The organism is Nocardiopsis sp. TRM 82005, from assembly GCF_056312425.1.
Window position 1 is genome coordinate 144,112 of sequence record NZ_JBWDTQ010000011.1, and the last position, 23,305, is coordinate 167,416.

Here is a 23,305-nt window from a genome sequence, read left to right on the forward strand (position 1 = left end):
GCCCGGTTGGTGGAAGATTCCCTGAAAACACACCACTTCGACCACAGATGAGGCCCCCAGCATGCTGCTCGCGATCGACGTCGGTAACTCCGAGACGGTGTTCGGGCTCTTCGAGTCCGACGACCTTCTCGAACACTGGAGGGTGGGAACCGACACGCGTCGCACCGCGGACGAGTGGTCCGTGGTGCTGAGGGGCCTGGTCGAAGGCAGCAGCCTGGGCAGCCCCGACGAGATCGACGGGATCGCCATGTGCTGTTCGGTGCCGTCGGTACAGCACGAGATGCGCGACATGTTCCGCCGTCACTTCGGTGACATCCCCGCCGTGATCGTCGAGCCCGGCGTCAAGACCGGCGTGCCGATCCGGATGGACAACCCCAAGGAGGTGGGCAGCGACCGGATCATCAACGCGCTGGCCGCCAGCCACCTCTACGGCGGTCCGGCGGTGGTGGTGGACTTCGGTACCGCGACGACCTTCGACGCCATCAGCGCCCGGGGGGAGTACGTGGGAGGGGCCATCTCCCCGGGTATCGACATCTCCGTGGACGCCCTGTCCCGGCACGGCGCACAGCTGCACATGGTGGAGATCGTCAGGCCGCGCTCCGCCATCGCCAAGAACACCACCGAGGCGTTGCGTTCGGGCATCGTGTTCGGCTTCGCGGGCCAGGTGGACGGGATCGTGGACCGCATGGTCGCCGAGCTCACCGATACGCCCGACGACGTGACCGTGGTCGCCACCGGAGGGCTCGCCAGCACGGTCGTCGGCGAGTGCGAGACCGTCGACCTGCATGAGCCGTGGCTGACCCTCATCGGCCTGCGGCTGGTCTTCGGGCGCAACGCCGGCTGACCAACACGGCCCGGGGCGGGGACCTTCCCGCCCCGGGCCGGGCCAAGCCCCACGGAGGTGGCGGCCACGCCGTCGGGTCCGGGCGAACAGACCGCCGACGCTGAAGAGCACGATCGCCACCATGAACGAGTACACGTAGCGCTCGCGTCCGTACCCGGAGGGGTGCTCCTCGGTGGCGCCCCCCGCGGGTCCGCCGGTGAGCTGTGCCCCGGCCCCTGCTCCTCCGGCACCGGGGCCCGCGGCGGACGGGTACGCCGCCGAGAACCGTTCGGGCGGGCCCCGAGCGCCGGTAGGATCGTGCGCGTGAACCACGCGCACGACGACACCTACGACGACCTGCCCGAACAGATGCGGGTCCGGCGGCAGAAGCTGGACCGGCTGCGGGAGGAGGGCACCGATCCCTTTCCCGTGACCTTCCCGCGGACTACGTCGATCGGAGCCGTGCGAGACAAACACCAGGGGCTGGAACCGGACACCCACACGGGTGTGGAGGTCTCCATCACCGGTCGCGTCATGCTCTACCGCACCGGCGGCAAACTGTGCTTCGCGACGTTGCGCGACGAGACCGGCGACGTCCAGATCATGCTCTCCCTGGACCGGGTCGGCAAGGAGCGCCTTGACGCCTGGAAGGCCGACATCGACCTCGGTGACCACGTGGGAGTGGAAGGTGAGGTCATCACCTCCCGCCGCGGCGAGCTGTCGATCCTGGTGCACGGCTGGGCGCTCACGGCCAAGTGCCTGCGCCCGCTGCCGGAGAAGCACAAGGGCCTGGCCGACCCCGAGGCCCGGGTACGCCAGCGCTACGTCGACCTCATCGTCAACCCCGAGTCCCAGCAGATGGTGCGCCGTCGCTCGGCCGCGATCCGGGCGATCCGGGACGGGCTCAACTCCCGTGACTTCATCGAGGTCGAGACGCCCATGCTGATGCGGGTGCACGGCGGCGCCACGGCACGCCCGTTCGTCACCCACATCAACGCCTACGACATGGACCTGTATCTGCGTATCGCCCCGGAACTGTCGCTCAAGCGGCTGGTCGTGGGCGGACTGGAGAAGGTCTTCGAGCTCAACCGGAACTTCCGCAACGAGGGCGCGGACTCCACGCACAACCCCGAGTTCACGATGCTGGAGTTCTACCAGGCCTACGCCGACTACAACGTCATGGCCGACGTGACCCGGGAACTCGTCCAGGACGCGGTACGCGCCGTGTTCGGCTCGACGGTGGTCGAGCGGGACGGCCGGACCTACGACCTGGGCGGGGAATGGCCGCAGGTCACCTTGTACGGCGCGGTCTCCGAGGCCCTGGGCACCGAGGTCGACCCTCGCACCCCGATCGAGGAGGTCCGCCGCCTGGCCGAGGCCAGGGGTGTGGAATACAGCTCCGACTGGGGCCAGGGCAAGCTCGTCGAGCACCTCTTCGAGGAGCTGGTGGAGCACACGCTCGTGCAGCCCACCTTCGTCCGGGACTTCCCGGTGGAGACGAGCCCGCTCACCCGTCAGCACCGGGAGGACCCGCTGCTCACCGAGAAGTGGGACCTGATCGGCTTCGGTATGGAGCTGGGTACCGGCTACTCGGAACTGGTCGACCCGGTCGAGCAGCGCCAGCGGCTCACCCAGCAGTCGCTGATGGCCGCCGAGGGAGACCCCGAGGCGATGCAGCTGGACGAGGACTTCCTGCGGGCACTGGAGTACGGTATGCCGCCGTCCGGCGGCGTGGGCGTCGGTATCGACCGTCTGCTCATGGCCTTCACGGGAAAGAACATTCGGGAAACTGTCCTTTTTCCGATCGTGAAGCCCTCAGGAGACTGACCCGGAACACCGTGGCCTTGGATTTACCGGGTACCTGACAAGTGCGCCGGATGTCCGAGAACAGGACGGGGTCGTCGCGCCATGGGCGCGGCGGCCCCGTGGTCCGTTCCAGGATGTGGCAGGGAACACGGGATATGCCTCACCATGCGGACACACGGTACGAACCGGCAGCCAGAGGGGCGTGGCCCCGGCGACAGAGCGGTGTTTTCGCCGCCAGTCGGACACCGTGGGCGAACACTCTCCGCTGAAGGTTGTTTACGCAGGTCAATGTGGCTGAGGAATTTTCCCTTCCGTTACATTGTCACGGAAGGAACTGTCATAATTACACATGGTGATTTATTGGGTCTTGACGGTATCATCTCGTCCGCCTAGCGTGCTTGAGAGCGGGCTGCGGCCCGTGAGTTTGCCGAAGTGGATCGAGAACGACGGTGAGCGGGGACGAGGATTGCCGTGCGGCAGTTCGCGAACCCCGCGCGCATGTGCGCCCTCGGTGGAGCCTGTCCGTCCCAGGCCCCAGCGAATCCGGCCCCTGCGGCCCGTTCGCCCTTTCCCGACCCCTGTGCCAGAGGGGTTCGCGGAGATTCGTGGCGTGCGGCGTACTCCGTCGCACCGATGGCAGAGGGGCTCCTCTTCCGTCAGGTGCGCTCGCGTTCACCAGGTGACGAGTTGATGTTCCGCACTCACATGGATGAGGGAGGACGGAGTGGAACAGGCCACACTCGTACGACGCACCGCTGAGGACCAGGCCGCTCTCCAGGGCAGAGAGCACCGAGAGAACGTGGTCCCCCTTCAGGCCCGCCCGCGTGAGACGGCTGTGGACAGCCCTTACGCGTCGGTGGAACTGAGCCACGAGGACCTCGAACTGCTCGCCGAGATCGCCACCGGGGTCACCACCGAGGTGGCTGCCCGGCATCTCGAACTCAGCGCCCGGACCCTGCGCCGCCGCATCCGCAACATCTGCGACGTGCTCAGCGTGAACACACCCATCGAGGCGGTTGTCTGGGCCGCACGGCGCCAGCTCATCTGAGACGGCCCCGGCGGCCGGAAACGACCGCCCGCGCGGCCCCACCGGAGGAAGAGCGCTCCGGTGGACGGCGGACGCGGCCTCCACCGACACGGCACCTACCGGGGATCCTCCGGTGGGTGCCGACGCGTTTTTCGGCCCAAGCGGCGTCCGCCGGGACGTGGGCATGGGCATAGTCTGGTCCGGCTATGCCCGTTCGCCATGTTCACGTGCGCCGAGCCAGGACGCGCGACGTCGCCCATGTCCGCCGGCTCGTCGACACCTACACGACCGACCGGCGCGTGCTCTCCAAGAGCACCGTCAACCTCTATGAGGACATCCAGGAGTTCTGGGTGGCCGAGGCGGAGGTCGTCCCCGACGCGCCGCCCCACGGGCCGGACCCCCTCGGCGGTACCGCCGTCGAACCCGAGCACCGAGTGGTGGGCTGCGGGGCTCTGCACGTGCTCTGGGAGGACCTGGCGGAGGTGCGCACAGTCGCCGTGGACCCCTCCTTACGCGGTTGCGGTGTAGGACACCGGATCGTGGCCGAGCTGCTCGATGCCGCGTGCGAGTTGGGTGTACGGCGTGTGTTCTGTCTGACATTCGAGACTGGTTTCTTCGCCAAACACGGCTTTGCCCCGATCCAGGGCACGCCCGTCTCGCCCCGTGTGTACGAGGAACTCCTGCGTTCCTATGACGAGGGGGTCGCTGAATTCCTCGACTTGGAGCGGGTTAAGCCCAACACTCTCGGGAACACCCGCATGCTTGTGTACCTCGACGAGGCAACGCGAACCTCCCGCGCCTAAAGGTTTTCGGGCGTACTCGGGTCTCAGTTCCCTTACGGATCCACGTCGCGCCAACACCGGCGCCCGCAGACGCACGAGCTTATGCACAACCGGATGGTGGGAGGGTGGAAGGGGGCGGGTAATGTGTCTGTGTACGAGGGGAGGCTCTCCCACACGTCGAAGTGACGGTGACGAAGGGTCGCGATTCAGATCCGCGGAGGCCGTGTTCCCTCCGGGGGCGTACGAGGACTCTGAACGCAAGGCCGGACATTGGCCGCCACCGGGTTTGCCGAGGGCCGCTCGGGTACGTTCAGTGTCAAACCGGGGGCAAACGATGTCTATGATGTCGGGTATGCGTTTGCCCGGGTGTCTGGCGAGCCATCCCCCAGGAGTGTCCCGACACGGAGTCGGGTATTTGCTGCAATAAGTAACAACCAGGAAGGGTGGACCGCTTCGATGGGTGACTTTTTGTCGTCGATGCTCCCCCCGGGGCTGATCGACGTATTGTCGGCGCTCATCCCACCGGTGGTTGTCGGCGCGGTCTTCTGCACCTTCGTCATCCAGCTGCTGCGCAAGGAGATGGCGCCCCGGCGGATGGACGGAAGCCTGGTCAGCAAGGACGAGGCGGCCAAGGGCCCGGGTGAGGACCAGAACACGGATACGGTCGGGGAGACCGAGACCGCGAGTGGTACGCCGATTGTCCATGACGGGGAACGCGCCGAATCCGACGGTTGTTGATACGGTACTTGACCGATCATGAGCCCCGTGGGGCCGGATCAGTCGCTTCATACGTGCGTGGGCCGTCCCCCTACCTCGCGCTGCCCAAGTGAGCGCTGAAACCCGAGACCGGATCCGGGTGATTTCAGGCACGCCGGGAATTGTCTTCTGCGTTCCCGCGAGATAGCTTTATATTCAGGTGTGGAGACACCGCTCTTCTGAAAGGTTTGAATCCATGGCACAGAAGGTCCAGGTTTTCCTGGTTGACGACCTCGACGGCGGCGAGGCCGAGGAGACGGTGACGTTCGGTCTGGACGGCTCCGTGTACGAAATCGACCTCAGCGCTGGTAATGCCGCCAAGCTCCGTGAGGCCCTTACTCCGTTCGTCGAAGCCGCCCGCAAGGCCCCGGCCAAGGCGTCGCGCGGTACGGGCCGCCGGGGGAGCAGCCGGAATGCTCCCAGCCGTGAGCGCAGCGCCGAGATTCGCGCGTGGGCGAAGGCCGCGGGCAAGCCCGTCAATGAGCGCGGCCGTATCCCCGCGGCGATCGTCGCCGAATACGAGGCCGTCAAGGGCTAACTTTGCCCATGCCCCTGGTTCGCCGGAATGTTGTCAGGTCTTGATCGAATTACAACCGGCGTCTGCCGGGGGACACCCGAACCCGACCATCCCGGGCCGCGCGCGGCCCAGTGACACGGGGATGCCAGGGGATATGACGGGACTGACGGACCCCTCAGGCGGTCGAGGACGGGTTCCCCGCCGGTATCGGCGGTAGCCGGTCCTCATGGCTTCGGGTCTCCGCCGCCACACCCACGGGGTGGGCCGGACGGCGAGGCCCGGCGGGGCCGGATCCTCCGCCGAACCGCCGCAGAACCACGGACACGTGCCCGGCCGCGTCCGGTCGAGTACACGCACGGGACCGCCACGCGTTCCCCGTTCCCGCGGAGGCCCTCACTCTCGGCCCCGCGGCCCTGGAGTCGCGGGGCCGGGGCCGCTCCCCGCGAGTCCGACCGGTCCGGCGACGCGTATTTCCGCTTTCCTCGTCCGGTCCGAAGAACAAAGTTTGCCTCTGTTCGCTTAGAGCCGAAAAGGCTTAGGTGCGTGTGACCCGGGCACTCCCGCGACGCGGGAGTGCCCGGGTCGTTCGCCTTCGGCGTACAGGGAAATCTGAAGCCGCAATTGGTAGTTGGATGTGGATGAACGCCCTATCGTCGGGGAAAGTCTCTGGCACGGGCGGCTTCGGCCGTCCGTACGGAGACGTCCGTCTGGTCGGCATCCGGTCGACCGTTCGGACGGGTGCGACAGTGCTCCCCGGGGCGGTTAATCCCTGTGGGGCCGATATGCGGAAGAGTTGGGTCGGAGTGAACCGTCCCTGCCTGACCGCTCTGTAGAGGAGCGACGAGACATGTTCGAGAGGTTTACCGACCGCGCGAGGCGAGTGGTGGTTCTGGCCCAGGAAGAGGCCAGGATGCTCAACCACAACTACATCGGTACGGAGCACATCCTGCTCGGCCTCATCCATGAGGGTGAGGGTGTCGCCGCCAAGGCTCTGGAGAGCCTCGGTATCAGCCTCGAAGCGGTTCGGCAGCAGGTTGAGGAGATCATCGGCCAGGGCCAGCAGGCTCCGTCGGGGCACATTCCCTTCACCCCGAGGGCCAAGAAGGTCCTGGAGCTGTCGCTGCGAGAGGCGCTTCAGCTCGGCCACAACTACATCGGGACCGAGCACATCCTGCTCGGCCTGATCCGTGAGGGTGAGGGCGTCGCCGCCCAGGTGCTGGTCAAGCTCGGCGCCGACCTGAACCGCGTGCGCCAGCAGGTCATCCAGCTGCTGCACGGCTACCAGGGCAAGGAGCCGCAGGCCACAGGAGCCTCCTCCGAGTCCACCCCCTCCACCTCGCTGGTGCTGGACCAGTTCGGTCGCAACCTGACCCAGGCCGCCCGGGAGAGCAAGCTCGACCCGGTCATCGGCCGGGACAGCGAGATCGAGCGCGTCATGCAGGTGCTCTCGCGGCGGACCAAGAACAACCCGGTCCTCATCGGTGAACCCGGCGTCGGTAAGACCGCCGTGGTCGAGGGCCTGGCACAGAAGATCGTCAAGGGCGAGATCCCTGAGACGCTCAAGGACAAGCAGCTGTACACGCTGGACCTGGGCGCGCTGGTGGCGGGCAGCCGCTACCGCGGTGACTTCGAGGAGCGCCTCAAGAAGGTGCTGAAGGAGATCCGCACCAGGGGCGACATCATCCTGTTCATCGACGAGCTGCACACGCTGGTCGGCGCGGGGGCGGCGGAAGGTGCCATAGACGCCGCTTCCATCCTCAAGCCCATGCTGGCGCGGGGTGAGCTACAGACCATCGGTGCGACCACGCTGGACGAGTACCGCAAGTACCTGGAGAAGGACGCCGCCCTGGAGCGCCGTTTCCAGCCGATCCAGGTGGACGAGCCCTCCATCAAGCACGCCATCGAGATCCTCAAGGGCCTGCGAGACCGCTACGAGGCCCATCACCGGGTCTCCATCACCGACAGCGCCCTGGCGGCCGCCGCGCAGATGGCCGACCGCTACATCAGCGACCGGTACCTGCCGGACAAGGCCATCGACCTGATCGACGAAGCGGGCTCGCGGATGCGCATCCGGCGGATGACCGCTCCGCCGGACCTGCGCGAGTTCGACGAGAAGATCGCGGGGGTGCGTCGCGACAAGGAGTCCGCGATCGACGCGCAGGACTTCGAGAAGGCGGCGTCGCTGCGCGACGACGAGAAGCAGCTGCTCAACAAGAAGGCGCAGCGGGAGAAGGAGTGGAAGGCCGGCGACATGGACGTCGTGGCCGAGGTCGACGAGGAGCTCATCGCCGAGGTCTTGGCCGCCTCCACCGGCATCCCGGTCTTCAAGCTCACCGAGGAGGAGTCCTCCCGGCTGCTGCGCATGGAGGACGAGCTGCACCGGCGCGTCATCGGCCAGGAGGACGCCATCAAGGCGCTCTCCCAGGCGATCCGCCGTACCCGCGCTGGTCTGAAGGACCCCAAGCGTCCGGGTGGTTCGTTCATCTTCGCCGGTCCGTCCGGTGTGGGTAAGACCGAGCTGTCCAAGACGCTGGCCGAGTTCCTGTTCGGGGACGAGGAATCACTGATCCAGCTGGACATGTCCGAGTTCATGGAGAAGCACACGGTCTCGCGGCTGTTCGGTTCCCCGCCCGGGTACGTCGGCTACGAGGAGGGCGGCCAGCTCACCGAGAAGGTGCGCCGCAAGCCGTTCTCCGTGGTCCTGTTCGACGAGATCGAGAAGGCCCACACCGACATCTTCAACTCGCTGCTCCAGGTGTTGGAGGAGGGTCGTCTCACCGACGCCCAGGGTCGCAACATCGACTTCAAGAACACGGTCATCATCATGACGACCAACCTGGGTACGCGGGACATCTCCAAGGGCGTGGCCATGGGCTTCGCCAAGGAGGACGACGCCGCCACCAACTACGAGCGGATGAAGTCGAAGGTCAGCGAGGAGCTCAAGAACAACTTCCGGCCCGAGTTCCTCAACCGTGTGGACGACGTCATCGTCTTCCACCAGCTGACCCAGCAGGAGATCTTCCAGATCGTCGACCTGATGGTCACCAACCTCGACACCCGCCTCAAGGAGAAGGACATGGGGATCGAGCTGCGGCCCAAGGCCAAGGAAGTCCTGGCCGAACGAGGGTTCGACTCGGTGCTGGGTGCCCGGCCGCTGCGCCGGACGATCCAGCGGGAGGTCGAGGACCAGCTGTCGGAGAAGATCCTGTTCGGCGACCTCAAGGCCGGCCAGATCGTGGTGATCGACGCCGAGGGCGAGGGCAAGGACGCCAAGTTCACCTTCAAGGGTGTGCCGAAGCCGTCCGACGTGCCGGACACGCCCGAGGTCGAGGAGTCGGCCGCCGGTAAGCGGGAGTAGCCGCCAGGAGCGGCTTCTGCGCCGGTTCGAGCGTGAGGCGGGGGTACCTCTTCGGGGGTGCCCCCGTCGTCGTTGTGCGGCTAGTGTGCGAGCGTGACTCATCCAGATCCCCAACAGCACGGCCCGTGGCCACAACAGGGCCAGTACCCCCAGCAGGGGCAGTACCCCCAGCCCGGACATGCTCTCCCCGGCCCTCAGCCCGGCGGAGGGCCCCCACCGCCCGGCCACCATGGCTCGGTTCCTCCCGGCGGGATCCCCCCGGGTGAACCGCAGGGGCCCTACGGCCCTTACGGCCCCTATCCCCACCAGCCGCCGCGTAAGAAGAGCGGTGTCGGGACCGGCCTGATCATCGGTGCGGTGGCTCTCGTTCTCGTCCTCATGGCGGGTGGCGGTTTCGCGGCGTACTCGCTGTTCTCCCGGGACGCGGGCGGCTCAGCGGAGGGTATCGGGACGGTCAGCCACTTCACGGACCTGTCCGCCGACCACATCGACGCGGGCGAGACCATCGAGTACGAGGTGTATCCGCCGGCGGGAGGGCCGCACTACCCCGTCTGGCAGGACTGCGGGGTCTACGAGGAGCCGCTGCGCTCGGAGTACGTCGTGCACTCCCAGGAGCACGGGGCCGTGTGGATCGCCTACGACCCGGGGCTGTCGGAGGCGGAGGTCCAGACCCTGCACGACTACTACTCGCCCGGCGACTACCTGGTGATCAGCCCCGCGGACGACCTGCCCGCCCCGGTGGTGGCGTCGGCCTGGGGATCCCAGTTGCGCCTGGAGGACCCCGCGGACCCGCGCCTGACCGAGTACCTCGTGGAGTACGTGCGGGGCGAGAACACCCCCGAGCCGGGCGCCGCGTGCAGCGGCGGCCACTCCGGGACCGGGAACGACGGTGTCGGAACCGCCGCCGCGGACTTCGCCGGCCGGATCGGCTAGGTCGTGTTTTTTTGAATCATTTCGGGCTCGCGTCCACCGGGCTGCCTCTCGCTACGCCTCTGCGCTCGTGAAGCACGACCAGGCTGAACTTCGCACATCGTCTTGCGAGAGATGGCCCAAACGGCCGCTCGCTGACCCGAAAGCCTTCTAAAAAACACTCCCTAGGGCGTGGCCGCGCCCTAGCCGGGAAGGGCGTACCGGCCGTCGTCGAGCGGGTCCACCAGGCCGTCGGACACCAGTGCGTCCAGGGCTCGTTCGCGCTGGACGTGGTCGTCCCAGACCACGTCCAGCGCGTCTTTGGGCACCGGATGGGCGGAGTCGCGCAGCACGGCGAGCAGCCGTCCGCGCACCTGCCGGTCGGTGCCCGCGTAGGTCTGGCCTCGCCGGGGCGGCCCGTCGTAGGCGGGCTTGCCCGCGATCCGCCAGGCGCACTGGTTGGCGATCGGGCAGTCCGCGCACGCGGGCGTGCGGGCGGTGCACACCAGCGCGCCCAGTTCCATCACGGCCACGCCCCAGCGGGCGGCGACCGACGGTGTGGGCGGCAGCAGGGACTCGGCGAGGGCGGTCTCCGCCTTGGTCTGTGTTTTCGGCGGGTACTGGACTCCTGTTTCGGTCCTTGCGAGGACACGCCGAACATTGGTGTCCAGAATTGCGTGCCGCTGTCCGAAGGCGAAGCTCGCCACCGCGGCGGCCGTGTAGGAACCGATGCCTGGGAGGGAGAGCAGGGTCGCGTGGTCGTCCGGGACCTGGCCGCCGTGCTCCTCGGTGATGGCCACCGCGCACGCGTGCAGGCGCAGCGCGCGGCGTGGGTAGCCCAGCCGGTTCCACATGCGCACGGCCTCGCCAGAGGGTTCCACGGCCAGGTCAGCGGGGGTGGGCCAACGCTCCATCCAGGCGCGCCAAGCGGGCAGCACCCGCACGACGGGTGTCTGCTGAAGCATGATCTCGCTGACCAGGACCGACCAGGCGGAAGCGTCCGGCCGTCGCCAGGGAAGGTCGCGAGCGTTGGTTTCGTACCACGCCAAAACGGCGGTGCTGTAAGGGTTATCGCTCATCTTTAACCGGGAATCGGCGGGTTGAGTAGGTGAGAGGCACGCAAAAACGCAATACTACGGCGCATGGCGTCAAGTACCGGACATCCAGGAGCCGTCAGCCGCGAGACCTACTGGAAGCGGCGTGCCTTCGTACTGGCCGGGGTCATGCTGGTGCTCGCGGTCATCGCGTATGCCTGCCGCCCCTCCGGCGGAGAGAACGGTGACCCGAGTCGGTCCGAGGCGGGGATGGGCGAGCAGGCCTCTCCCAGTGTCGCACCCGCGGAGCCCTCCGAGGACGGGAGCGAGGAACCCGGTGCGGAGGAGTCCGAGGGGGCCGAGGAGAGCGCCGATCCCTCCGAGGGCGCCGGGGGCGCCGAGGACGGCGCGGACGACGAGGAGCCCGGTGGGGGAGCGGCCGGCGGCGGGGACGCCGCCGACGGTGAGGTGCCCGCCCCGGAGGGTCCGGAGGACCTCTGCCGTCCGCAGGACCTGGTGGTCACCTTCGAGTTCGCAGAGGAGGACCAGGAGGTCTACGGCTCGGGAGCCAGTCCGGAGTTCAGAATCACCGTGGTGAACGCCAACGAGCAGACCTGCACCGTCGACGTGGGCGGCGAGTCCATGGAGGTCCGCATCCACTCCGGCGACGACCGGATCTTCTCCACCGCCGACTGCGTGCAGGGCGGGGGCGGCGAGGAGGTCCAGCTCAGCCGGGGCGTCCCGCACGTGTACACGGTCGTCTGGGAGCGCGAGCGCTCCTTCGAGGACTGCCGGGACGGCACCTCCGGGGCCAAGCCCGGTTGGTACCGCGCCAACCTGCACGGGGACTACGTCGGGGACCAGTCCCAGCTGGCGTTCCAGCTGAAGGCCTGAGTGAACCGACCGGGGACGGGAACGCCGCGATCCCGTCCCCGGTCGTCTGTCAAGAGGGATTGCGTCCTTTACTCCAATGTGGTCCGCGGATAGCATTTTTGCTATTGGGAGCGCTCCCATGCGGGTGCTCCCCCAGGGAGCACCCGTTCTCAACGCAAGAGGTTTCCGCATGCGGAGCGACGCCGGGCCCGACGGCGGCCTGGCGGCTGAGGGGACGGGGCGGGGAGGAAGTCCGGAGTGTCCGGACGTAGTTCGCTTTCTTGGCGCTTCATCCAGTATTCGGGCATGCTCGGAAACTGCGCGGTCCGAAAATCCTGGCGACCTCTCGCAAAAGCGACAGCCCTTCGTGGTGACTTGGTTACTATTCGTGGTGAACCTTGGTCCCGCACTCTCTGGAGCCCGTCGTGAAACGCATCATCCTGGCCGCCGCTCCCGTACTCGCGCTGGCACTTACCGCGCCCGTGCACGCAACCGGGGTCGAGCAGGCCTCCGATGCGAGCTACACCCTGACCGTCCGGTACCCGGCCACCGACGAGACCAAGGAGGTCACCTTGGAGTGCGCCCCCGCCGGCGGCACCCACCCCAGGGCCGATGCGGCCTGCGAGGCCATCGCGGAGGGCGGATCGATCGAGGACGTCAGCGGCCAGCGCCGCACCTGCCCGCTCATCCATGCCCCCGTCGTCGCCACGGCCTCCGGCGCCGAGGACTACCAGCAGGAGTTCTCGAACGACTGCGTGCTCAAGGGCGAGAAGGGCGCGATCTTCGACTTCTAGGAACGCCGGGGCCCGGGCTCCGGCCGCGCTTCCCGGGCCCCGGCCCCCGGTCAGTCCTCGTCCCGGGGCCCGCGCGCCCGCTTGGACCGCTTGGCCACCCTGGCCAGGGCCTCGCTCAGCTCCTCCACCTCGTGGGTCCGGATGCCCGGGACGGGATCACCGAAGTGCTTGGGTACGACCGCCTCGGTGAAGCCGAGCCGCTGCGCCTCGGCCACCCGGCGCCGCACCCCCGTCACGGTGCGCACGTCGCCCGCCAGGCCCACCTCGCCGATGGCGATGAACCCCGCGGGCAGCGCCACGTCGTTGTTGGAGCTGGCCGCCGCCATGGCCAGCGCCAGGTCCACTGCGGGCTCGGTCAGCTTCACCCCGCCCACCGTGGACGCGTACACGTCCATGTTGGCCAGCCTCATGCCGGTGCGCTTCTCCAGTACCGCCAGGATCATGTTCACACGCGAGGTGTCCAGGCCCGAGGTGGCCCGGCGTGGCGCGGGCAGAGGGCTCGTCGCCACCAGCGCCTGCACCTCGGTGATCAGGGGGCGCCGCCCCTCCAGGGCCACGGTGACGCACGTGCCGGGGACCGGGTCGGTGCGCTCGGTGAGGAACAGCCCGCTCGGGTCGGGCAGGCCGACGATGCCGCTCTCGGTCAGTTCGAAGCAGCCGATCTCGTCGGTGGGTCCGTACCGGTTCTTGACCGCGCGCAGCAGCCGCAGCTGGGAGTGGCGTTCGCCCTCGAAGTGCAGCACCACGTCCACCAGGTGTTCCAGCATGCGGGGGCCGGCGATGGCCCCGTCCTTGGTGACGTGGCCGACCAGCACGGTGGCGATCCCGCGCTCCTTGGCGATCTGGATCAGTGAACCGGCCGCCTGCCGGACCTGGGTGACGCCGCCCGGCACGCCCGTCGCGTCGGGGGAGACCATGGTCTGCACCGAGTCCACGATGAGGAGCTGGGGCCCGACCGCCTCCACGTGGCTGACCAGGGAGGCGATGGAGGTCTCGGCGGCCAGGTACAGCTTGTCGGAGAGCGCGTCGAGCCGTTCGGCGCGCAGCCGCACCTGACCGGCCGACTCCTCGCCGGTCACGTACAGCACGGGGCCCTCGGCCGCCCGCATCGCGGCGACCTCCAGCAGCAGGGTGGACTTGCCCACGCCGGGCTCGCCCGCGAGCAGCACCACGCCGCCCGGAACCGCGCCGCCGCCCAGGACCCGGTCGAGCTCGTCGACGCCGGTGGAGACGGCTTCGGCGCTCTCCACGCTGATCTCTGTGATGGGCAGGGCCCGGGAGGTGACGGGCGCGGGCGCGACGGTGGTGGGCGCCGGGGCACCGGCTTCCTCGACCGTGCCCCAGGACTGGCACTCGCCGCAGCGGCCCACCCATTTGAGGGTGCTCCATCCGCACTCCATGCACCGGAACGTGGTCTTCGCTGCCTTTGCCATGGTGGCAACGCTAACGGCTGCTGAGGACAGCCCTGGCGGAAGGCGGCGGAGAGCTCGTGGGACACATGAAAGTTACCTACGAGTTAGAGGCCTTTTTCCGTAGGCCGTGTTAAAGAATCCTTAGGGTCCGAAAGCTCCACGCCCCCGCTCCTGGAGAGGAAGCCCGAGTGCCCCGTACATCCGTCAAAGCCGTGTCCCCGTTCCGAGCCCTGCGCCGCGTGCTGGCCCCGCTGGCCGCCGCCGCGCTGGGAGTGTCCCTGGCAGCCGCGCCCGTCGCCGCCGAGCCGGTGGAGACCGCGTCCTTCCAGAACTACGTCGCCCTCGGCGACTCCTTCGTCGCCGGTCCGCTCATCCGAGAGGAGAGGGTCAACACCCGGATGCCCCTGCTGGGCTGCATGCGCACATCCAACAACTACCCGACGATGCTCGCCGAGCGGCTCGGCGCCGCCGAGTTCACGGACGCGAGCTGCTCCGGAGCGGTCATCAACGACCTCTACGAGCAGCAGTTCAGCGACACTCTGCCCCAGCTCGACGCTCTGACCCCTGAGACCGACCTGGTCACGGTCGGTATCTCGGGCAACGACTTCGGCTTCTCCGACATCCTGGTCGAGTGCGCCAAGCGGAGCCTGAGCAACCCTCTGGGCAGCCCGTGCGCGAACCACTACGGCGACGAGCTGGACGACCGGATCGAGAACCTGCGTCCGGAGGTCTCCCAGGTCTACGCCGATATCGCCGAGCGCAGCCCCCAGGCCACGGTCCTGGCCGTGGGCTACCTCCAGATCATGCCGGAGAGGCGGGGCTGCTGGCCGAGCACGCCCATCGCGTGGGGCGACGTGCCGTTCCTGGACCAGGCGCAGACCTCTTTGAACGCGATGATCGCCGAGGAGGCGCGGGCCCAGGGAGCGGTCTTCGTGGACGTCTTCGAGCGCGGCCACGACGTCTGCACGTCCTCCGACGTCCGCTGGGTGGAGGGCCTGATCCCCGAGAACGGGGCTCCGGTACACCCGAACTACCTGGGCATGGAGGCCACGGCCGACTTCGTGGGTTCCGAGCTCGGCCTGCCGGTGGACGAGGTGGCGTAGCCGAGCGTGACTGATCTCCGTGGAAGCGAGTCCGATTGACCCTCGGATGACCGTTTTACACCCCAAAAGCCAAAGACTCTTTACCTTCTTTGGCCACCGGCGGCGCTACGGAGAGTGATTTATTGCGTTTTTTGTGTGACGAATGGTGAGGACGTCGCGACGGAGAGATTCACGTCACAGCGGCGTGGGCGTCGCGACGCGCCCAACGGATGTGGGGGAACCACCGTCATGCGAATACCGCGACACTACGAGCAAACGCAGGCCTGCCGTCCTACGGACTCGGGGCGGCAGGCCTCGTCCGCCCACGTGCGGCGAAGCGGGCCGCGTGCGCTCGCCGTCGCCGCGCTGACCGCGGCTGTTCTGGCCGTCGGTTCGGCGCCCGCCCTGGCCCAGCCCGTCCTACCGCTGTGGCCGGTGCAGCCCGTGACGACCACCGCGCAGGACTCCGACGGAGCCCAGCGCGTCCACCAGGCGCTGTCCCCGTCCGCCGCCGAGAGGGCCATCAGCGCCGCCGAGTCCCAGAAGGGCACCCCGTACGGCTGGGGCGGGACCGGACCGAACAGGTTCGACTGCTCGGGCCTCGTGCAGTGGTCCTACAAGCAGGCCGGGGTGGACCTGCCCCGCGTCGCCCACGACCAGGTCGGATCCGGAACCCGGATCTCCTACTCCAACGCCCGCAGGGGAGACCTCCTCTACTGGACGAACAGCGGTGGGTACGCCTACCACATCGCCATCTACCTCGGTGACGGCCGCATGATCGACGCCCCCCGATCGGGGGACCACGTTCGTGAGCGGGACGTCAACCACTACAACCTCAAGGGCGCAGTCCGGCTGTGAGACCGGCAGGCCTCGCGCGGTGCGCTGACGGCCGCCCCACACGCCCCGGAGAGTGAATCCGACCAGCCCCGAACGCACCCCTGCACCAGGTGCTCAGTACCGCCGCCGCCACAGATCGACCACTTGGTCCACGGACAGGCCCGGACGGGTCCGGCGATCCTGACCGGCCAGAGCGGAGGGGCGCCCGGTCCGTACCACCGCCCCAGCGTCGTGGCGGTCGGTGAAGGACCAGCCCAGCAGTCAGTACACCCGGGCCCGGCGCGCGTGCGCGGCCTCGACGACGGAAGTCGGGGGCGGAGCACGCCGCTGGGCCCGCTCCGTCCAGCGCGCGGACGTCCTCCGGGCCGGGCGCCCGCCCGCGTCCAACCGCCGACCGGGCACGCGACGGCACGCGGACCACACCCGGGGGAGGGGAGAACGGCACGCCGCGTTCACACGGACGGGTACGCGAATGAGGGGTGGAAGCACATAGTCTGTGTGCCGTGAGCCCTATCCAGGTCCCAGACGCGCCCGTCGTCCTGTCGTCGGCGTCGGTCTACCCGGAGAAGACCCCGGCCGCCTTCGAGATCGCCGCGAAGCTGGGGTACGACGGCGTGGAGGTGCTCGTCTCCTCCGATCCGGCAAGCCAGGACATCGACCTCCTGCGGCGCCTCTCGGACTACCACCAGATGCCCGTCACCGCAGTCCACTCGCCCTGCCTGGTCCTCACCCAGCGTGTGTGGGGCAAGGAACCCTGGGGCAAGCTCGTCCGCTCCAAGGAGATGGCCGAGGCCCTGGGGGCCAAGACCATCGTGGTGCACCCCGCCTTCCGTTGGCAGCGCGACTACGCCCGCGAGTTCGAGACCGGTATCGCCCGCATGCAGGACGAGACCGACGTCATCTTCGCGGTGGAGAACATGTACCCGGTGCGTGTGCGCGACCGCGAGGTCGTCCCCTACGCGCCGAGCTGGAACCCGCTGGACCGGGACTACCCCGACGTCACGCTCGACCTGTCACACACCGCCATGTCCGGCTCCGACGCCATGGACATGGCCAAGCGACTGGGCGACCGCCTCTCCCACATTCACGTCGCCGACGGTTTCGGCGGCCAGAACCTCGACGAGCACCTCATCCCCGGGCGCGGCCGCCAGCCCGTCGGTGAACTCCTGGAGTACCTCGCCGGGGGAGGCTTCGAGGGCCAGCTGGTCCTGGAGGTCAGCACCCGCAAGGCCCCCGACCGGCAGGCGCGCATGCGCGAGCTGGCAGAGGCACTGGCCTTCACCCGGTTGCACTTCGCCCAGACCGCCGCGCCCGACGACCGCCCGCGCGACCGACGCGAGCGCACGGCGCTGTTGCGCGGCACCCCCGCCGCACCGACGCGCCGCTTCGCGGTGGACGCCGAGGGGACCGTCGACGACGAGGGCACGGCCGACCCGGACACGAAGTGAGTGTCCAAGGAGTGGGACCGCTGTCCACCCTGGAGCGCGACTGCGGCTAGCGTGGAGGGTATCCGCAGGAAGGATCCTTCATGATCGCGATCATCGGCGCAGGGAAGATGGGCGAGGCGTTGCTCGCCGGAATGCTGGCCAAGGGCCACGCGCCGCAGGACGTGCTTGTCACCGAGCCGCGTGAGGACCACGCCGCGGAACTGCGCGGGCGCTACGGCGTCGAGGTCGTCCCGGCCGCGGACGCGGCCAAGCGTGCCGACACGCTGTTGCTCGCCCTCAAACCACAGGACATGGTGACGCTACTGGACGAGCTGGCGCCGCACCTGTCGTCCGAGTGCCTTGTGATCTCGGTCGCGGCCGGAATCACCACCGCCGTGCTGGAGGGCCACCTGTCCACCGGCACGCCAGTGGTCCGCGCCATGCCCAACACCCCCGCGCTCATGGGACAGGGCATGACCGCGGTCGCGGGCGGAGCCCACACCGACAGTGCCCACCTGGACCGCGCCGAGGCGCTCCTGAGCGCGGTCGGCGAGGTGATCCGCGTGGGCGAGCAGCACATGGACACCGTCACCGCCATCTCCGGCAGCGGTCCCGCCTACTTCTACTTCATCGCCGAGACGATGATCGAGGCCGGTGTGGCGATGGGGATGCCGCGCGCCACCGCGCAGAAGCTGGTCGGTCAGACCATCACGGGTGCCGCCACCATGCTCAACGAGTCGGGTGAGCATCCGGTGGTACTGCGCGAGGCCGTCACCTCGCCCGGTGGCACCACCGCCGCCGCGCTACGCGAGCTGGAACGGCACGGCGTGCGCACGGCCTTCACCGACGCCATCGAGGCGGCACGCGACCGGAGCAACGCCCTCTCCGGCAGCTGACGGCGGAAGATGGCCGGAAGCGGTCCGCCCCACGGGGGCCCGTGTCGGTCCGCATGGGTAATGTGCATAGGAAAGGGTGTACGTGACCCTTTCGGTCCCGTATCGCACGGGACCCTCCCCCGTCTGCCGAACCCAGGGTCCTCCATGAACTCTTCCCCTCCCCCGCCCGATCCGTCCCAGCCGCCCGGCTCAGGCTTCCCGCCTCCGGAGGGCACGCCCCACGGCCCGTCCGGCGGCAACCCGACCGGTGGTACGCCCGCTGACGGTGTACCCCACGGCCCGTCCGGCGGCACGCCCGCCGGAGGGATGTACTCGGGCGGTATGCAAGGCCCGCCTCCGGGCGGTATGCCCCCCGCCGGTCCGCCCCCGGGAGGGATGCCCCCGGGCGGCCCGCCTCCAGGAGGGATGCCCCCCGGCGGAATCCCCCCGGGCCAGTTCGGCGGTCCGCCGCCGCCCCCGCCGCCCCCGCCGCCGAAGCCGCGCAGGCTGGGCCTGTTCTCCGCGCCCTCGGCGGTGCGCACCTCGCTGCTCAACGTCTCCGGCATGGGCGCCGGGTACTTCTACCTGCGCCAGTGGCCCTTCTTCGCCGCCGCGCTCATCATCACCATCGGCCTGCTGGTCACCGCGGCCGTCATCGGCGCCGCCGACAACGTCCTGCTCTGGGCGTCGATCTTCGCCGCCTGGTTCCTCATCACCGCCGCGCACGGCCTCTTCGCCGGGCGTTCCCGCGACGAGCGCACCCTTGCCCGGGGCGAACAGCCGTCCAAGGGCGCGGTGCCCTTCTTCGCGGCGGCGGGCCTGGCGGTCGTCCTGCTCGCCTCCCTCACCGGCGTGTGGCAGGCGGGTGAGTGGCGGCTGCGCGTCGCCGACAGCGCCCAGGCCCGCGGCGAGTGCGGCCAGAGCGAGGCCGTCGCCGCGTACGAGGGCGTGGAGAACCTCTTCCAGCTCTCCTTCTCGCCGTCGCTCATGGAGCGTGCCCGAGCGGGCGCCGAGGCCTGCGCTCTGCTGGAGCGGGCCCAGTCGGACGTGGCCGCCGAGGACTACGAGCAGGCCCTGGACTCCTACGGTGTCTACTTCGAGCATCCCGCCTCCCGCTGGGAGGACACCGACGGTGAGGTCGCCGGCATCCACCTCTCCTACGCCGACGACCTGGTGTCGACGGCCGAGGGGGACTTCACCGGCGAGGTCACCGAGGACTACCGCGAGAGCATGCGCCAGGCCCACGAGATCTACAGTGTGATCCCCGTGGACTATGAGGGCACCGAGGCGGCCGGGAGCGTGCCCGACGCGCTCACCGAGCTGTACGAGACCGGGACCCGCCAGTACGCCGACGAGAACTGGTGCGCGGGCTTCGACCAGATCGAGATGTTCTCCGACCTGGACTGGGAGTCCGTTCCCGAGGTCGCCGAGCGCATCGTCACCGAGCGCCCGGACGCCGCGCTCAACTGCGGCTGGGAGAACGTCTACGAGGGCCGCTTCGCACCCGCCGAGGAGATGGTCACCCTCCTGGAGGAGGAGTACCCCGACCACGAGGCCGACGACGTCGAGAAGATGGTCGTTCACATCGGTGCCGGGCGCATCGAGTCCGAGATGGACACCCTGACCGCCATCGGCGAGGTCGATTTCGCCCCGTCCGCCACAGGCAGCTCCGGCAACGACAAGACCGTCCTGGAGATCACCAACAACTCGCCGTACGAGATGCGGTTCCTCTACGTCGGTCCGGGCAAGGTCCATGACGAGATCGTCACCCCCGCGTGCGAGAACTGTGAGGCCTACAGTTCGCCGCCCACGGGCAACTCCTGCTTCGACGACGGTGAGGTGATGAAGGTGGAGTTCGATCCCGGCGAGTACCGGGTGCTGCTCACCTCGAACGACTCGCTCTTCACGGCACCGCTGCACGGCAACGTTGATTTCAAGGCGGGCGACAAGCACGAGTCCTGCTACTACATCACCGAAGACGAATAGGGCCGATCGAGTAGCCAGGCTCCCCGGCCCGGCGCGGGAAGGACCCCCCGCGCCGGGCCCGGCGGCCCCGCCCCGCGGGCCAACGTATGCCCCGGGGTTCGGGTCGCCGTCCGGTTTTGCGTACTGTGTGCTTCGGAGCACGCACACCTGAAACGGGGGTCACCACATGGGAGGGCGCATGTCCTGCTCGCTTCGGGTGGCATGGGACGACGGACTCACCGCCTACGACTTCGGGCCGCAGCATCCGATGGCACCGATCCGCGTCGAGCTGACCATGGCGCTCAGCCGTGAGCTCGGCGTCCTGGACGCGCCTGGTGTCGGGCTGCTGGACGTCGAACCGGCCTCGGACGAACTACTGTCCCTGGTGCACGATCCCGCCTACATCGAGGCGGTCAAGCGCGCGGGCCGCGCCCTGGAGCCCGATGAAGCCCATATGCTGGGCACACCGGACAACCCCGTCTTCAAGGACATGCACGACGCCGCCGCGCTCATCTCCGGCGCGTCCGTGGCCGCCGCCCGGTCCGTGTGGTCCGGGGAGTGCGCGCACGCCGCCAACATCGCGGGCGGCCTGCACCATGCCATGCGCGGCAACGCGTGGGGCTTCTGCGTCTACAACGACCCAGCCCTGGCCATCGCCTGGCTGCTGGAGCAGGGCGCCAAGCGGATCGCCTACGTGGACGTGGACGTCCACCACGGGGACGGCGTCCAGAACGCCTTCTACGACGATCCGCGTGTGCTCACCATCAGCCTCCACGAGTCACCGGCGACCCTGTTCCCCGGCACCGGCCAGGCGTCGGAGACCGGTGGGCCAGGCGCTGAGGGGTACGCGGTCAACGTCGCCCTCCCCGCGGGTACCGGCGACACGGGCTGGCACCGGGCCTTCGACGCGGTCGTACCGCCGCTACTGCACGAGTTCCAGCCGGAGATCCTGGTCACCCAGCAGGGCTGTGACACCCACGCCCTGGATCCGCTCGCCAACCTCACCCTGAGCGTGGACGGCCAGCGCCGGGCCTACACCGAGCTGCACAAACTCGCCCAGAAGACCGCGGGCGGCCGGTGGCTGCTGTTCGGCGGCGGCGGATACGGGCTCGTGCACGTCGTCCCGCGCGCCTGGACCCACCTGCTGGGCGAGGCCGCCGGGCACCCGATCCACCCCGACGCCGAGACCCCGCAGGGCTGGCGCGACTTCGTGCGCCAGCGCACCGGGGAGCTGGCGCCGCTGTACATGACCGACGGGCGCGAGGTGTCCTTCGAGCCCTTCGAGAACGGCTATGACCCCGGTGACCCGGTGGACCGCGCCATCCACGCGACCCGTACCGCCGTCTTCCCCAGCCACGGGATCGACCCGAGCCTGTAGCCGTGTGCCGGGCGCGCGGTGGTGCCTCCGGCCCCGGCAATCGGCTCCGGCCACGTCCCCGACCCTTCCGGATCCCTCGGGAACGGCGGCTCGGTCCCTTCCGATAACACCCCGGTGTCGACCGGCGCGAATTCCGGGGTACCCGCGCGTGACGCGTCCCAAGCGGGTAGGACAGAGGTTGAATACCGGGCGAACAGGAGCAGGCGTCGTGGTGGCAGCACGGCGTGGCGCACGCTCGCTGCGCAGACGAGGAAGGGGAACGCCAGGTGACGCCGCCCACACGCGCTGAACTCATCACCTATCTGGTGCGCACGGGGATCGCTGGACACGTCGACACCCCACGCCAGAACAATCTTCGGCACTACCGGCGACTCGTCCAGAAGGACCCCTACCACCAGTTCGGCCTCACGTTCTCCCATGACTGGGCCTACCCCGAGGTCCTCTCCCTGATGAGCAAGCGCTGCGGTGTGGTGGCCGACGAGGAGTACGTGTGGGGGATCGACACGATCGATCCAGACCTGACCATCGACGCCCTGGAGGCCCTCGCCGACCGGATGGCACTGGCCGCCGAGCGCCGGGAGCGGGTCATGTTCGCCACCGGCCACCCCCGCAACCTTCGCGAGACCTACCGGGCCTGGAAGGAAGCCCTCGCCGAACGCGGGTGTCCGATCATCACCGCAGGCGGCGGATACTCCTACGAGGTGACCACAGAACGCCCCCCGAACCGTCGGATCGTGGTCTGGGAGGACGACATCGCAATCGTCACGGATGGACGCCTCGCTCGCCACAGCCATCACCCCTTCGCCATGCGTGCCATCCTCGCCGACCTCGCGGACCGCGGCGAGGCGTGGCCGCAGTTGGTCATCGCCGACCACGGGTTCGCGGGTGCGGCGGGGGAGGCTGGAGTGCCCACGATGGGCTTCGCCGACTGCAACGACCCCGCCCTGTTTCTCGCCGAATCCGAGGGAAAACTACTGGTCACCGTGCCTTTGGACGACGGATATCTGACCGAGGACTACGCTCCGCTGAGCCAATACGTTCTCGCCCGGGGCGGTCTGTTGTGACAGGGGAAGACCATTTATACCCAGCGTTAAACCTCAACTGTCCCGCCATCAACGCATATCGGCGAAGACAGCACGAACGGCCTTTCGCTGGAGGGAACTCGGCTCTACCCTGAAAACGGACGTGTCAGTAGTGACAGCATGACACGCTGGCGTGGCGTTGGGACGGGCACACCGGGGTCGCTCTTCCCGCCGTGCACCACGCCGGGCTGAACGGTAGACAATGCTCACGTCCGGGAATGAGGGCGTCGGAAGATGAACGGGAGCAAGCCTCCTCTTGAAGAGGTCAGGTTTTTGACCGTGGCGGAGGTCGCCACGATCATGCGTGTGTCCAAGATGACCGTTTACCGAATGGTGCACTCGGGAGTTCTCCCCGCGATTCGCGTGGGGCGTTCCTACCGGGTCCCCGAGCGGGCCGTGCACGACTACCTCCGCGAGGCTTTCGTCGAGGCTGGTTGATCCAGGGTCGGGCTGACCGGTGGCTGCCCCCAGTCCCCGGTCAGCCGGCAACGCGGGGGCGGTGTCCCACGGCCATCGCCCCCCACTCCCGCCCCTTCCGGCAGAGTCCCTCCTCGCCGCGCACCGCCCC

The 23,305-nt window shown here is 68.7% G+C and carries 20 protein-coding genes and 1 pseudogene; 18 read left to right on the plus strand and 3 right to left on the minus strand.

Annotation, left to right across the window (positions count from 1 at the left end; translation table 11 throughout):
* Positions 1-61: 61 nt before the first annotated feature.
* Positions 62-844: a type III pantothenate kinase gene (locus AC0T5L_RS08310; RefSeq protein ID WP_476164810.1), complete on the plus strand. Its 783-nt coding sequence runs from the start codon at positions 62-64 to the stop codon at positions 842-844.
* 81 nt (positions 845-925) lie between these two features.
* On the opposite strand, the pseudogene AC0T5L_RS08315 reads toward AC0T5L_RS08310, so the two are convergent.
* Positions 926-1,021, minus strand: a pseudogene (locus tag AC0T5L_RS08315) (cation diffusion facilitator family transporter); the annotation flags it as partial.
* Positions 1,022-1,147: 126 nt separating this feature from the next.
* Here AC0T5L_RS08315 and lysX point away from each other — a divergent pair.
* The 7 genes from lysX to AC0T5L_RS08350 all read left to right on the plus strand — a co-directional run bounded on the left by lysX (position 1,148) and on the right by AC0T5L_RS08350 (position 10,002).
* Positions 1,148-2,650, plus strand: coding sequence for a bifunctional lysylphosphatidylglycerol synthetase/lysine--tRNA ligase LysX (gene lysX, locus AC0T5L_RS08320; protein ID WP_476164811.1), 1,503 nt, complete (start codon positions 1,148-1,150; stop codon positions 2,648-2,650).
* Between the two features lie 703 nt (positions 2,651-3,353).
* Entirely contained in the window at positions 3,354-3,677 is a 324-nt protein-coding gene (locus AC0T5L_RS08325; protein ID WP_476164812.1) for a LuxR family transcriptional regulator, read from the plus strand.
* A 185-nt stretch (positions 3,678-3,862) separates the two neighbouring features.
* Complete coding sequence (locus AC0T5L_RS08330; protein WP_476164813.1) at positions 3,863-4,459, plus strand: amino-acid N-acetyltransferase; 597 nt, start codon at positions 3,863-3,865, stop codon at positions 4,457-4,459.
* Positions 4,460-4,894: 435 nt separating this feature from the next.
* Positions 4,895-5,176 carry a hypothetical protein gene (locus AC0T5L_RS08335; RefSeq protein ID WP_476164814.1) on the plus strand — a complete coding sequence of 94 codons (282 nt, stop codon included), beginning with the start codon at positions 4,895-4,897 and terminating at the stop codon, positions 5,174-5,176.
* A 214-nt stretch (positions 5,177-5,390) separates the two neighbouring features.
* Positions 5,391-5,732 (plus strand): histone-like nucleoid-structuring protein Lsr2, encoded by a 342-nt coding sequence (locus tag AC0T5L_RS08340; RefSeq protein WP_073700615.1) that lies wholly within the window; start codon positions 5,391-5,393, stop codon positions 5,730-5,732.
* Between the two features lie 826 nt (positions 5,733-6,558).
* Positions 6,559-9,069, plus strand: a complete 2,511-nt coding sequence (locus AC0T5L_RS08345) for an ATP-dependent Clp protease ATP-binding subunit (RefSeq protein ID WP_476164815.1) — start codon at positions 6,559-6,561, stop codon at positions 9,067-9,069.
* 357 nt (positions 9,070-9,426) lie between these two features.
* The gene (locus tag AC0T5L_RS08350; RefSeq protein WP_476164816.1) at positions 9,427-10,002 is read left to right on the plus strand and encodes a DUF3105 domain-containing protein; all 576 of its coding nucleotides are present in this window, start codon (positions 9,427-9,429) and stop codon (positions 10,000-10,002) included.
* 179 nt (positions 10,003-10,181) lie between these two features.
* Here AC0T5L_RS08350 and AC0T5L_RS08355 read toward each other — a convergent pair whose 3' ends face one another.
* Positions 10,182-11,057, minus strand: a complete 876-nt coding sequence (locus tag AC0T5L_RS08355) for an HhH-GPD family protein (protein WP_476164817.1) — start codon at positions 11,055-11,057, stop codon at positions 10,182-10,184.
* A gap of 144 nt (positions 11,058-11,201) precedes the next feature.
* On the opposite strand from AC0T5L_RS08355, the gene AC0T5L_RS08360 reads away from it, so the two are divergent.
* Positions 11,202-11,906: a hypothetical protein gene (locus AC0T5L_RS08360; RefSeq protein ID WP_476164995.1), complete on the plus strand. Its 705-nt coding sequence runs from the start codon at positions 11,202-11,204 to the stop codon at positions 11,904-11,906.
* Between the two features lie 404 nt (positions 11,907-12,310).
* A complete protein-coding gene (locus tag AC0T5L_RS08365; protein WP_476164818.1) occupies positions 12,311-12,679 on the plus strand; it encodes an SSI family serine proteinase inhibitor in 369 nt (122 codons plus the stop codon).
* A 50-nt stretch (positions 12,680-12,729) separates the two neighbouring features.
* Here AC0T5L_RS08365 and radA read toward each other — a convergent pair whose 3' ends face one another.
* Complete coding sequence (gene radA / locus AC0T5L_RS08370; RefSeq protein ID WP_476164819.1) at positions 12,730-14,112, minus strand: DNA repair protein RadA; 1,383 nt, start codon at positions 14,110-14,112, stop codon at positions 12,730-12,732.
* 167 nt (positions 14,113-14,279) lie between these two features.
* Here radA and AC0T5L_RS08375 point away from each other — a divergent pair, with 167 nt between their 5' ends.
* The 8 genes from AC0T5L_RS08375 (at position 14,280) to AC0T5L_RS08410 (ending at position 23,175) form a co-directional block, all read left to right on the plus strand.
* Positions 14,280-15,194: an SGNH/GDSL hydrolase family protein gene (locus AC0T5L_RS08375; RefSeq protein WP_476164820.1), complete on the plus strand. Its 915-nt coding sequence runs from the start codon at positions 14,280-14,282 to the stop codon at positions 15,192-15,194.
* Between the two features lie 228 nt (positions 15,195-15,422).
* On the plus strand, positions 15,423-16,031 hold the full coding sequence (locus AC0T5L_RS08380; protein WP_476164821.1) for a C40 family peptidase: 609 nt from the start codon (positions 15,423-15,425) through the stop codon (positions 16,029-16,031).
* Between the two features lie 482 nt (positions 16,032-16,513).
* Complete coding sequence (locus tag AC0T5L_RS08385) at positions 16,514-17,458, plus strand: sugar phosphate isomerase/epimerase family protein (RefSeq protein ID WP_476164822.1); 945 nt, start codon at positions 16,514-16,516, stop codon at positions 17,456-17,458.
* Positions 17,459-17,538: 80 nt separating this feature from the next.
* On the plus strand, positions 17,539-18,333 hold the full coding sequence (gene proC / locus AC0T5L_RS08390; RefSeq protein WP_476164823.1) for a pyrroline-5-carboxylate reductase: 795 nt from the start codon (positions 17,539-17,541) through the stop codon (positions 18,331-18,333).
* Positions 18,334-18,738: 405 nt separating this feature from the next.
* The gene (locus AC0T5L_RS08395; RefSeq protein WP_476164824.1) at positions 18,739-20,298 is read left to right on the plus strand and encodes a DUF1109 domain-containing protein; all 1,560 of its coding nucleotides are present in this window, start codon (positions 18,739-18,741) and stop codon (positions 20,296-20,298) included.
* A 196-nt stretch (positions 20,299-20,494) separates the two neighbouring features.
* Entirely contained in the window at positions 20,495-21,655 is a 1,161-nt protein-coding gene (locus tag AC0T5L_RS08400; protein ID WP_476164996.1) for an acetoin utilization protein AcuC, read from the plus strand.
* 266 nt (positions 21,656-21,921) lie between these two features.
* Positions 21,922-22,719 carry a phosphatase gene (locus AC0T5L_RS08405; protein ID WP_476164825.1) on the plus strand — a complete coding sequence of 266 codons (798 nt, stop codon included), beginning with the start codon at positions 21,922-21,924 and terminating at the stop codon, positions 22,717-22,719.
* Positions 22,720-22,971: 252 nt separating this feature from the next.
* Positions 22,972-23,175 (plus strand): helix-turn-helix domain-containing protein, encoded by a 204-nt coding sequence (locus tag AC0T5L_RS08410; RefSeq protein WP_013155995.1) that lies wholly within the window; start codon positions 22,972-22,974, stop codon positions 23,173-23,175.
* The last annotated feature ends 130 nt before the right edge of the window (positions 23,176-23,305 follow it).